The sequence below is a fragment of the Acinetobacter sp. Colony158 genome, assembly GCF_019264745.1.
In the GTDB taxonomy this organism is placed as follows: Bacteria; Pseudomonadota; Gammaproteobacteria; order Pseudomonadales; family Moraxellaceae; genus Acinetobacter; species Acinetobacter ursingii.
Map to the genome: position 1 here is coordinate 936,722 of NZ_CP078523.1, position 335 is coordinate 937,056.

Sequence of the window (335 nt, forward strand, 5' to 3'; positions counted from 1 at the left end):
GGTGTCCCAAGTTTTGTGAGAAACACATAGTTTTCATCCGATTCGCCATAGTTTGACTTCTGTCTACGCAGACGCGCTTTCTCACTATTGATATAGATTTTAAGATCTTGTACTAACCAATTTGGAATCAAAAGTGTCATCGGCTTTTGAAATTTAGTGTCCACACCTGTACCCGCTCCAACGGGCAGACGAATAAAGCCATGACTATCAAGCTCACAACCAATTAAGTTTTTGATTCGCAAAGTACAAATCGTTTGTAAACGAGCACCTGTAAACAATGCAAGATAAAACATCAATTGATATTCACGTGATGATTTTTGCAGTGCTTTTAATAT

General features: G+C 37.9%; 1 pseudogene. It reads right to left on the reverse strand.

Annotation, left to right across the window (positions count from 1 at the left end):
• Positions 1 to 335 (reverse strand): annotated as a pseudogene (locus tag JR005_RS14450) (site-specific integrase); the annotation flags it as partial.